This is a genomic window from Namhaeicola litoreus (assembly GCF_042679565.1).
Classification (GTDB): domain Bacteria; phylum Bacteroidota; class Bacteroidia; order Flavobacteriales; family Flavobacteriaceae; genus Namhaeicola; species Namhaeicola litoreus.
In genome coordinates this window covers 786,776-797,423 of the sequence record NZ_JBHTMY010000003.1, presented here as the reverse complement: position 1 = coordinate 797,423, position 10,648 = coordinate 786,776, and the positions used below count along the sequence as shown (strand labels likewise).

Below are 10,648 nucleotides of genomic sequence, written 5' to 3'. Positions count from 1 at the left end.
TTTTCAGAGCACAGCGATAGAAAAAAGAGCATAGAGGAACGATAATTAACGGTGCAATGCAATCGTATTCGAACAGACTTGCCTTTCCTGCCTGTTCGGCAGGTGGGTTTATCTACTTTTTTATCAAGAAAACAGTAGGAAGACAATTTCCGACTAACAAGAGGAAACACTCGCTCTGTAAGAAAAACCAAAACACAATAATCAAATAACTACCCGGTTGGCAAACCTTCCGTAGGATATAAAGGATATAGAACAAAGTTCCCAAATAAATAACGCATGACCGTATAACTGCATAACCGCATAACTGTATAAACTTATAACCGTTGAACCAAAAAAATTAATTACACGCCATTTTCTATATTTTTACGTAATTTGCTCAACTAGTTCAAAATAATGATCACAGCAAAAAACATTCATAAAAATTACGGAGAAGTAGAGGTTTTAAAAGGAGTTGATCTCCACATAGAAAAAGGCGAGATCGTGGCCATTGTTGGTCCCAGTGGAGCAGGAAAAACGACACTTTTACAAATTCTCGGTACACTCGACAAACCCACCAAAGTTGATGCGCTAAGTATCAATCAAACGGACCTAACGAACTTGGAAGATAAAGCCATTTCGAAGTTCAGAAATAAACACATCGGTTTCGTCTTTCAATTTCATCAACTTTTGCCGGAGTTCACGGCACTCGAAAATGTTTGTATTCCCGCATTTATTGCCAACCGACCCAAAAAAGAGGTAGAAAAAGAAGCAAAAGAATTATTGGATTTTTTAGGTTTATCTCATCGCTATGAACATAAACCGGCCGAGTTATCCGGTGGTGAACAGCAAAGGGTAGCCATAGCCAGAGCTTTGATCAATCAACCTGATGTGATTTTTGCCGATGAACCCAGTGGAAATTTAGATACCCAAACAGCGCAGAATTTGTACAAATTGATTTTTGAATTGCGCGAAAAATTTGGGCAAACTTTCGTGATCGTCTCACACAATCCTGAACTGGCTAATCTCGCCGACAGAACCCTGATCATGAAGGACGGTAAAATTACATGACCCTGTGGAAGGATAAAGCTTTTTAGTTATGAATGTTGAATGTAGAGTTAAATGGTGAATGATGATGAGGGAAGCAGTGAAACAGTTATGCGGCTATGCAGTTTCGCGGGGCATAAAGATGAATGTTGATTATTAACTATGCATGATATCACTATTTCACTGTATAACCCACCGCAGGCAAGGACAAAGGACCAAGTATAAATTGCACTGAATAAGGGATAAAGGATAAAAATTTAAAACTTGGCCTCAAATAAAAAGATCCATGATTCAATCACACCATCACTATTTCAACGTATAACTGTATAACCGCATAACTGCATAACCGTATAACCAAATATCCTAAATTATGCCAATAGGAATCATAAGCGCCATGCCGGAAGAGATTGAAGCAGTCATAGATCACATGACCACTCATAGATCGCATATAAAAGGAATGCGTACTTACCATGTTGGAGAATTGTATGGCAGAGAAATAGTTCTGGTTTTTTCTCGATGGGGAAAGGTAGCTGCGGCAACCACAGCGACACAATTGATTGAAGACTTTAATCTTTCAGAAATTGTTTTTACCGGTGTAGCTGGTGCTTTAGATGAAAATATAAATATCGGGGATATCGTAGTTGGGAAGAAAATGTTTCAACATGACCTGGATGGTTCTCCCATTGTCAAAAGGTATGAAGTCCCTTTGTTAGGCAAAACCTATTTTGAAACGGATACCAAAAACAGAAAGAAGTTGACTAAAGCTTGTCAAAACTTTTTGGAAGTATTGGATGGTTTTATCCCAAAGAATCAGGCAGAAAAATTTGGTATAACAGCGCCAAAAATCATTGTAGGAGATATTGCCAGTGGAGATCAGTTTATCTCTGAAAAAGAAGAAATCAAAAAAATTAAATCCGGCTTAGCCACCGTTGTTTGTGCAGAAATGGAGGGTGCCGCAGTGGCCCAGGTATGTTTTGAATACGCTATGCCCTTTTCAATTTTCAGGACTATCTCCGATAAAGCTAATGACAATAGCCACATCGACTTTCCGGCTTTTGCCAAAGAAATTGCCAGTAATTACGCGCTTGGAATCCTGAAAAACTATTTAGTCAATAGTTAATCTTCCCCTCCTATAAGGAGCCTGCCTATCGGCAGACAGGCCCGCCTGCCGGCGAGGCAGGGGGTGGCTGAAAGCCGGGGTGGTTATTTTCAAAAAAACAAATTACATAACAGCAGTCTCCCCGTCTGTTCGTCAGCGATAGTGAATGAAGTGCCATAAATGCGTTTTTCAGAGCGAAGCGAAGTCGGGAGATCTCAATTCCTAAACCAAACTTCCCCTCCTCTTAGGAGGGGTGGTACAAAGTACCGGGGTGGTTATATTTCCAACAATTTTTCTTACTGAACTTCCCCCCTATTAGGAGCCTGCCGGTTCACCTCCCCTTGGCATGGCGAGGCAGGAGGTGGTGCGAAGTACAGGGGTGGTAACCACCTCCCCCTTCGGGTACTCCTCCTAAAAGGAGGAGAATCGTTAAACTAACCCTGCCAAAAGCCTTCCCCTCCTCTCAGGAGCTTGCCTGTGGAAGGGGCATATTACGTAGTACCGAGGTGCTTATATTACAATCAAATTTACTTTTTATCCGTCCCCTCCTCTTAGGAGCCCGCCTGCCGGCGAGGCAGGGGGTGGTACGAAGTACCGGGGTGGTTATATTAACAAAGATATTATCTTACAATCCATCCCCTCCTTTCAGGAGGGGTGTCACAGAGTGACGGGGTGGTTCATTCCCCTCCTCTCAGGATCCTGCCTGCCGGTTCACCTGCCCTTGGCATGGCGAGGCAGGGGGTGGTACAAAGTACCGGGGTGGTTATTTTGATAAAACCTCTTTTACAATTGCCACAACCCTATCCAGATCTTCCCTTGTCAAATTCGACCCACTCGGCAAACACAAACCTCTTTCAAACAGATCCTCAGAAACGCCATTGGTATAAGCCGGAAACTCCTCAAAAACAGGTTGCAGATGCATAGGTTTCCATAGCGGACGAGATTCTATGTTCTCTTTTTCCAAAGCCAATCGAATCATTTCCCTCGTGTTATAACTATCTGTTAATATGGTCGTCAACCAACGATTGGCAAAAAATCCTTCAGCTTCTTCTACAAAAGTAACAGGCAAACCCGCAAAAGCCTTTTGATAATAATCAAAATTTTCTCTTCGCGCCTCTACCCTATCTTTCAAAACTTCCATTTGTCCTCTGCCTATCCCTGCCACAATATTGCTCATACGATAGTTATACCCAATTTCAGAATGCTGGTAATGTGGCGCCTCATCCCGGGCTTGGGTAGCCAAAAAAGTAGCTTTTTTACAATAATCAGCATTGTTCGCAACCAAAGCGCCGCCTCCTGAAGTCGTAATGATCTTGTTCCCATTAAAAGAAAACACACCCAATTCGCCAAAAGTCCCCATATGTTTCCCTTGATAAAAGGCACCCATCGCTTCTGCCGCATCTTCTATGATAGGAATATTGTATTTTTCGGAGATGGCCATGATCTCTTTCATTTTTGCGGGCATTCCGTACAAATGCACGAGCAAAATAGCCTTTGGCTTTTTCCCTTTAGAATTCCTGTCTAAAATGGCTTTTTCCAAAAGGATAGGATCCATATTCCAGGTGTCTCTTTCCGAATCTACAAAGATGGGAATGGCTTTTTGATAGCGTATGGGATTGGCCGTAGCAGAAAATGTAAAGGAAGAACAAAGTACTTCATCATCCTGTTCAACGCCCAGCAAGATCATTGCCAGATGTATCGCTGCTGATCCCGAACTCAATACCGAACAGGATTTTGCTCCTGTAAAGTCACAAATATCTTTTTCCAGGCCATTCACATTGGGACCCAACGGTGCTACCCAGTTCGTCTCAAAAGCTTCTTGGACATATTTTTGCTCTTCCCCTGTTAAATGAGGAGAAGAAAGCCAGATTTTTTTATTCATAAAACTAAGATAAAATAAAAATGACCAAAGAAAAAGATTTAATATGAATCATCTCTCTGATCAACTTTAATTTTTAATACTAAAAATACTATGTGTTTTTCGATCTTGTAACGATAGACCCTAAAATTTTATTCAACGCCAATGATTCGTCAATTAAAGATGTTAAATTTTCGATATCAACGCTTGACGGATCAATGATCTCTTTGATTATCCTTAACCAATAATTTGTCTCTTTCATTTCTTTCAATGCAATTCTCACTTTATTCGTAAAATCCGCTTTAGAAATTCCTGCCTGAGCTTCTTCATAATTTGCTCCTGCTGAGGTGGCACTTTTTATTAATTGATAATTGATCACCTTATATTCAACCTGAAATGGCAACGTTCGAACGAATTTTATTACAGAGACTGAAAAAGTAAATAATCTTTTTGATAAATCATTTTGCATAAAAAATCCCTTTTGTCTCTTATCTTGCTTCTTTTATCTTTTATCTTTTATCTTTTATCTTTTATCTTTTATCTTTTATCTTTTCTCTTGCTTCTTACATCTTCAAAAGATCCTCCACAATCCTCTCCGCCGTCTTCCCATCCCATAAATAAGGAATGTCTCCTGCTTTCCAGTCGCCTCTGTGCAGTTTTTCCATAAACGGCGCCACATTCTTTGGGTTAGTTCCTACCAACTCATTGGTACCGATCGTTATGGTTTCAGGCCTTTCCGTATTATCCCTCAATGTCATACAAGGCACTTTCATTACCGTGGTTTCTTCTGTAATTCCACCAGAATCCGTGATCACGGCAAAAGCGTGTTGCACCAGATAATTGAATTCCAGATAGCCAAGTGGTTCGATCATATGCAGGGTGTTGGCCTCTATACCAATCCCTTTTAAACTCTTGGCTGTTCTGGGGTGTACCGGAAAAATGATGGGCATTCCCTTCGCTCCTTTGACAATCTCATCGATCAGGTATTTCAACTTGGCTTCCTCATCCACATTGGCAGGTCTATGCAGCGTCATCACAAAATAACCCTTCTCTTTCAAGTCAAAATCCTCCCAGGCTTCAGGTTGAATAAATCGAGGCATGTTCTTAAGTAAAGTATCGATCATGGTATTTCCAACATATCTAATTTTTGATTCATGATGCCCAAGTTTTCTAAGGTTCTCATTGGCCACTTCGCTGGTCGTATAGAAAATATCCGTGATACTATCGGTTACCATACGGTTGATCTCTTCGGGCATGGATAAATCATTCGATCGGATTCCTCCTTCTACATGAATCACCCCTACCCCCAATTTTTTAGCTGCAATACTACAAGCCATGGTAGAGGTAACATCACCCACGACGAGCACCCAATCTGCAGGGTCTTTGAGTAACAAAGCTTCATAACGCTCCATGATCCTTGCCGTTTGTTCTGCCTGCGTACCACTGCCTACTTCCAGATTGACATCTGGTTCAGGTATACCGAGTTGTTCAAAAAAATTACCCGACATCTTTTTATCGTAATGCTGACCGGTGTGGATCAACCGATATTGGATCTTTGGCTTTACTTTTTCCAAGGCCTCAATGATTGGGGCAATTTTCATAAAATTGGGCCGTGCACCGGCAATGATATCTAGTTTCATACTTTTTACTTATTATCGTAACTTTCCTTTGAGAGGAAAGAAAATTCTACATTTCTAAAAACTATATCTTTAATATGATTAAATTTTAATATAGTAATGCATTCCTTTATTAATCTTTTATACCCCTTATCAAAAAATTTCAAGATTAGATTCAAATGATAGATTCCCAATTTGAAATATATTGATCGAATCCTTTTATCTTTTATCTTTTATCTTTTATCTTCTGTCTTTTGTCTTCCTATCACCACAACACCCATTCTCCACTTCAACTCCCCCAACACCTCATGCAACCAAACATCCATCAATTGAATGGATTTCACATTTGGTAAGCTAAATCCATGGTAACTATGATGCCTACTTTTCACTTTAAAATTTGTAGGCGCAGCTTGGGGTTCATATCCCGCTGCTCGAAACATGTCCATCGCCCTGGGCATATGGGCCGCATCGGTAGCAATAATGGGGATACCATTATCCTCAAATGTTTGTTGAAAAGCCAACACTTCTTCCCAGGTAGTTGAAGGGGTTTCTAACATTTCAATCTTGTCCTTTGGCACGCCCAACGCTATGGCAGCACGGCGGGCAACCGAAGCCTGACTTTCGAGATTTTTCCCAGCATAACCAGAAGTGACTAAAATACTATTTGGAAGCTGTTTAAAAACGCGAATACCTTCTATAAGCCTTCCCAAAGTTTTCAAATCCAATTGGGAAGTTGCCGGTAATGTAGTATCCAGATCATACCCGGCTCCCAGCACATGAATACAATATGCCTGTGTCATGTTTAAATTTTTTATGTCAAGCATTGAATACTCAGATTCCAACTTTTTGATAAGTATTTTGGGTATAAAACTTGTGCTGCAAATCAAAAAAACTAAAAATCCAATAACAACCGACCAATAAAATAACCTTTTCTTTTGAAACCGGTAGCTCATAAAACAAAAAATAGCCCAGAGGCTAAAAAACATAGATAAGTTCGTAATTGATTTAAAGAAATCAAGCATTTAATTAATCATGAATGATTGCAAAAATATTTTCAATGTTTGTCTTTTAAAAATTTCGTGATTTGACTCGCAATTTTTTCATGTGCCATACAATTCCAATGACCATGGTTTTCAGTTTTCCAATTTTCTTTTTCATCCTTGATGATTTCCATCGCTTTAAATCCCTTATGTCTTGTTAAGTTTATTAATTCTTTATCAGAATTAGGATGAAAGACAAACAATACGTTTTCCCACTCGTAATTTTTCTTTATAAAATCTAATAAATGTGCAATATCTTCATATTCACTTGTTTGAACTTTGTCCTTTTTTCTTTCTGTTTCTGATATTTCATTTTCATCCTGTTCTTTTTCTCTTCTAGGAGTGAACAAGTCAATATTTTTGCGATATAAATAATAAATAAACTTAAAATTATATAATAAATCTTTCCATTTAGAGCCTTTATATTTTGGATACTTAATTTCTCCTGATTCTAAATCAACTTGATAGGATCCTTTATACCTACTTTTTTTATAAATATTTGATAAAAAGTCATTACTACTAACGTAGATAATTTTTAAAACTGGATTTAGGCTATCAAGGGGTTTGGCATACTCAAATTCACCTAACACATTTAAACCTGCCATAGAAACGTTTAAAAAGTTATAATCAGGATTTAATTTTGATAAAAATTCTCGCTGTCTACAACTATCAGGATTCATGAAATTTTGAATGTAAGAATCTCCAATTAATAGAACCAAATTAATATATTTATTTGGTAAATTCTTTCCTGGATAGCCCATTTCATTTACATACCATTTATGTACTCCTCCATCTGAATAGCCTTCTTGATTTGGATAATAATTCACATTACCATCACTATTTTTATATGTTTTCATTGCATCTGTACTAATGTGAAAAACACGAGACAATATTTCTGAAAAAATCAAAAAGAAAATAATAAAAAAGATTCCTTTTTTAATAAATGTTCTCATAGACTAAAACTGAAAATAAATGAAAGCTTGTTCTTTTCCAGAATAGACTAAAATGGAAAAGATAATTGCGGAATATAAAGAATATCGTAAAATTTTAGGTAGAATATCTACAGTTTGAATTGCAAACTGTTTGCTTCTACCAAGCCATTCGATTGTTAAAAAGATTCCAATAATAAGTAGGATTTTAGTTGGAAATAGTTCGAAACTAGAAAAAAATGTAGAAGTAAACATTCCTTTTAAATACAAAATGGCATGATTTATATTTTCTGCCCTAAAAAACACCCATGCAAGTACTGTAATAAAAAAGGTACTTCCCATTTGGACTAATTCTTTAAGGGTTGGCAAATATTTTCCTTCTGCTACAATGTTGGTATTTACTCTATTTTGATTGAGTAGTAGTAAGGGTAAAAAATAAATTGCATTTAAAGCACCCCAAACAACAAATGTCCAATTGGCGCCATGCCAAAACCCACTGACGATAAAAATGATAAAAACATTTCTAATTTGTTTCCATTTGGGTCCTCTACTCCCTCCTAAAGGAATATATAAATAATCTCTAAACCAGGTGGATAAAGAAATATGCCATCTTCGCCAGAATTCTGCAATATCTCTAGAGAAATAAGGAAAAGCAAAATTTTGCATCAAATTAAACCCAAAAAGCCTAGAAGTTCCAATGGCAATATCCGAGTAACCAGAAAAATCACCATAGATCTGAAACGCAAAGAAAACAGCACCTAAAAATAAAGTGCTGCCCAGATAATCTTCAGAATGATTAAAAATCTGATTGACGTATTCAGCACAATTATCAGCTATAACGATCTTTTTAAACAAACCCCATAGGATCTGTCGCATCCCATCAACCGCTTTGGGATAAGAAAATTCACGTTTTTTATAAAACTGAGGTAATAAATTATTTGCTCTTTCAATAGGGCCGGCAACCAATTGTGGAAAGAAGCTTACAAATGCGGTAAAGGCAATAAAGTCTTTGGTGGGTTCTAATTTCCTTTTATAAACATCGATGGTATAACTTAAGGTTTGGAAGGTATAGAAGCTTATTCCAACGGGTAATACGATATTTAATGAACTAGCGTTAAACTCACTGCCAAAGAAAGTGAAAGCAGTTATAAAATTTTCTAAAAAGAAATTGTAATATTTAAAAAAGCCTAAAAATCCAAGATTAACAGAAATACTAATCCAGAGTAGTGCTTTTCTTTTTTTCTCGTTTTCTTGATTTGATAAAAGTCTTCCAATGCTATAATCTACAATAGTACTAAACAAAATCAGTGATAAAAATCGCCAATCCCACCAACCGTAAAAAACATAACTGGCGACAACAATTAATAAATTCTGAAGCTTTAAACTTTTATTGGTGACGAACCAATAAAGAATAAACACAATAGGAAGAAAAAAAGCAAAATCTATAGAGTTAAAAAGCATATCTACAACTTTTTCTTACCTGGAATCCCTATGAAGGTTGAAAATGATTCTACATCTGTCAATAACATAGTCTGCCCACCAATAACAGCCCCTTCCCCAATCTTTATATTTTGAATTGTACAGGCACCTATTCCAATTTCAGCATAAGCACCAACTGTAGTAAAACCTCCCAAATTAACTCCGGGAGCAAGTGCACATCCATTTTTAAGCCTGCAATCATGTCCGATAGCACAATTCATATTAATGATGACAAAATCGTCAATTTGGGTTTCATGATTGACCGACACATTAGGATAAATAATGGTTCCTTTTCCAATTTTAACACGATTAGAAATCCATGAATTCTTTGAAACAAAGGATGGAAAGTGAAAGTCTACTCCTATTTTTTGAAGAATTCTTTTCTTGGTTTTAGGATTTGAAATTCCAACGGCAATGGCACAATCTTTAAATTCATTAATAATATCAATCTTTCCTAAAACGGGGATTCCCCAAAATTGTTCACCCTGTTTTTCCGGGGCGTCATCTAAAAACCCCCTGATCTGGTATGACTCTTCAAATAACTCCTGATTCAAGGCCAAAAACCCACCCACATTTCCTGCTCCAATGATGATGAGATCTTTCATGTTGTATATTTTTCCAATTCTTTCTTTAATCCTTTTTTCACCGGCAATTGCCACAATAATTTGCACCAGTTGTGATTCCCTTCCAACAGTTCAGGCCCACTGTTGGTGATAGCCACATCCCAGCCAATCGATCTGTTTTGCGGATGTAATAAAGCCGCTGATTTGACCATTTGAATACTTTCCTTCCAAAAAGGCACTTGAAAACCTTTAATTTCTACACCTGTAATGGGATGTGAAAATTCATCAGATTTTGTGATGTCACTATAAACACCTGGTCCTGTTACTTTTCCGGTTAGTTCATCAACAGGAGCAGCAATATTTCCTGCAGCCAAATTATCGACGTTGGAATTAATAGTAATTCTTAACCTGCACCCCAAAATATCCACCACATTATTCGCATTGAGTTGCGTGAAAATTCGGATTGTATTGAGGCCCGAAGGTGAAAGTTCCATCAACTTATCGTGTTGAACAATAAATTCTTCTAAAAGGTCATTTTTTGACTGACTGAGCTTTTCTTTTAATGATTGTCTATTATGGTCTATCTCTAAAACTTCAACACCTTCTCCACACTGTCCATTAGAACTTTTTAAAACAATTTTTTTAAATTTTGATGCATAGATCGAATTGATTAACCTATCAATATGATCCTTTTTAAGACTATAATATTGATGTTTTATAAAGCCGTTATACTCTTTTAAAAATAATAGTTTATTCTCTAAAATATTCCTGGAAGATTTTGGATTCATTTTTAATTGATACTCATACATAGTTCCAGTTCCGGCATAAGTTTCCCTTTCTTGCCTATCTTTCTCGTAAAACTTAAAATAAAAATAATCCAAGGGAGAAATATTGTAAATGATTGACGATAAAAAGATATCCTTCAATAAAGAAATCTTCGATTGATTATTTTGAACAGAAACAAAGTCTACAAACTTTTTAAACTTTCGTTTATCCATTTCCTTGAGATAATAACCCAAAAAAACAATTCTCTTAAACATG

General features: G+C 37.0%; 10 protein-coding genes. 2 read left to right on the top strand and 8 right to left on the bottom strand.

Annotation, left to right across the window (positions count from 1 at the left end; all coding sequences use genetic code 11):
* The first annotated feature begins 393 nt into the window (after positions 1-393).
* On the top strand, positions 394-1,047 hold the full coding sequence (locus tag ACFQ39_RS10835; RefSeq protein WP_377178927.1) for an ABC transporter ATP-binding protein: 654 nt from the start codon (positions 394-396) through the stop codon (positions 1,045-1,047).
* Positions 1,048-1,393: 346 nt separating this feature from the next.
* Positions 1,394-2,143, top strand: coding sequence for a 5'-methylthioadenosine/adenosylhomocysteine nucleosidase (locus ACFQ39_RS10830; protein ID WP_377178926.1), 750 nt, complete (start codon positions 1,394-1,396; stop codon positions 2,141-2,143).
* A 742-nt stretch (positions 2,144-2,885) separates the two neighbouring features.
* On the opposite strand, the gene ACFQ39_RS10825 is transcribed toward ACFQ39_RS10830, so the two are convergent.
* The 8 genes from ACFQ39_RS10825 to ACFQ39_RS10790 all read right to left on the bottom strand — a co-directional run bounded on the left by ACFQ39_RS10825 (position 2,886) and on the right by ACFQ39_RS10790 (position 10,647).
* Positions 2,886-4,004 carry a DegT/DnrJ/EryC1/StrS family aminotransferase gene (locus tag ACFQ39_RS10825; protein ID WP_377178924.1) on the bottom strand — a complete coding sequence of 373 codons (1,119 nt, stop codon included), beginning with the start codon at positions 4,002-4,004 and terminating at the stop codon, positions 2,886-2,888.
* An 88-nt stretch (positions 4,005-4,092) separates the two neighbouring features.
* Positions 4,093-4,449 carry a four helix bundle protein gene (locus ACFQ39_RS10820; protein WP_377178922.1) on the bottom strand — a complete coding sequence of 119 codons (357 nt, stop codon included), beginning with the start codon at positions 4,447-4,449 and terminating at the stop codon, positions 4,093-4,095.
* Between the two features lie 94 nt (positions 4,450-4,543).
* Positions 4,544-5,620, bottom strand: coding sequence for a non-hydrolyzing UDP-N-acetylglucosamine 2-epimerase (wecB, locus tag ACFQ39_RS10815; RefSeq protein WP_377178920.1), 1,077 nt, complete (start codon positions 5,618-5,620; stop codon positions 4,544-4,546).
* A 209-nt stretch (positions 5,621-5,829) separates the two neighbouring features.
* Positions 5,830-6,396 carry a YdcF family protein gene (locus tag ACFQ39_RS10810; RefSeq protein WP_377178918.1) on the bottom strand — a complete coding sequence of 189 codons (567 nt, stop codon included), beginning with the start codon at positions 6,394-6,396 and terminating at the stop codon, positions 5,830-5,832.
* Between the two features lie 254 nt (positions 6,397-6,650).
* Positions 6,651-7,493 carry a hypothetical protein gene (locus ACFQ39_RS10805; RefSeq protein ID WP_377178916.1) on the bottom strand — a complete coding sequence of 281 codons (843 nt, stop codon included), beginning with the start codon at positions 7,491-7,493 and terminating at the stop codon, positions 6,651-6,653.
* Between the two features lie 99 nt (positions 7,494-7,592).
* Positions 7,593-9,026: an MBOAT family O-acyltransferase gene (locus ACFQ39_RS10800; RefSeq protein ID WP_377178914.1), complete on the bottom strand. Its 1,434-nt coding sequence runs from the start codon at positions 9,024-9,026 to the stop codon at positions 7,593-7,595.
* A 2-nt stretch (positions 9,027-9,028) separates the two neighbouring features.
* Positions 9,029-9,649, bottom strand: coding sequence for an acetyltransferase (locus ACFQ39_RS10795; RefSeq protein WP_377178912.1), 621 nt, complete (start codon positions 9,647-9,649; stop codon positions 9,029-9,031).
* Positions 9,646-10,647 carry a sugar-transfer associated ATP-grasp domain-containing protein gene (locus tag ACFQ39_RS10790; RefSeq protein ID WP_377178910.1) on the bottom strand — a complete coding sequence of 334 codons (1,002 nt, stop codon included), beginning with the start codon at positions 10,645-10,647 and terminating at the stop codon, positions 9,646-9,648. The genes ACFQ39_RS10795 and ACFQ39_RS10790 overlap by 4 nt, the downstream gene beginning before the upstream one ends.
* Position 10,648 lies beyond the last annotated feature (1 nt).

Coding starts and splice junctions, on each gene's coding strand:
- ACFQ39_RS10795 (WP_377178912.1), bottom strand. CDS start 9,649: ATGAAAGATCTCATCATCATTGGAGCAGGAAATGTGGGTGGGTTTTTG.
- ACFQ39_RS10820 (WP_377178922.1), bottom strand. CDS start 4,449: ATGCAAAATGATTTATCAAAAAGATTATTTACTTTTTCAGTCTCTGTA.
- ACFQ39_RS10805 (WP_377178916.1), bottom strand. CDS start 7,493: ATGAAAACATATAAAAATAGTGATGGTAATGTGAATTATTATCCAAAT.
- ACFQ39_RS10835 (WP_377178927.1), top strand. CDS start 394: ATGATCACAGCAAAAAACATTCATAAAAATTACGGAGAAGTAGAGGTT.
- ACFQ39_RS10790 (WP_377178910.1), bottom strand. CDS start 10,647: ATGTTTAAGAGAATTGTTTTTTTGGGTTATTATCTCAAGGAAATGGAT.
- ACFQ39_RS10830 (WP_377178926.1), top strand. CDS start 1,394: ATGCCAATAGGAATCATAAGCGCCATGCCGGAAGAGATTGAAGCAGTC.
- ACFQ39_RS10810 (WP_377178918.1), bottom strand. CDS start 6,396: ATGACACAGGCATATTGTATTCATGTGCTGGGAGCCGGGTATGATCTG.
- wecB (WP_377178920.1), bottom strand. CDS start 5,620: ATGAAACTAGATATCATTGCCGGTGCACGGCCCAATTTTATGAAAATT.
- ACFQ39_RS10825 (WP_377178924.1), bottom strand. CDS start 4,004: ATGAATAAAAAAATCTGGCTTTCTTCTCCTCATTTAACAGGGGAAGAG.
- ACFQ39_RS10800 (WP_377178914.1), bottom strand. CDS start 9,026: ATGCTTTTTAACTCTATAGATTTTGCTTTTTTTCTTCCTATTGTGTTT.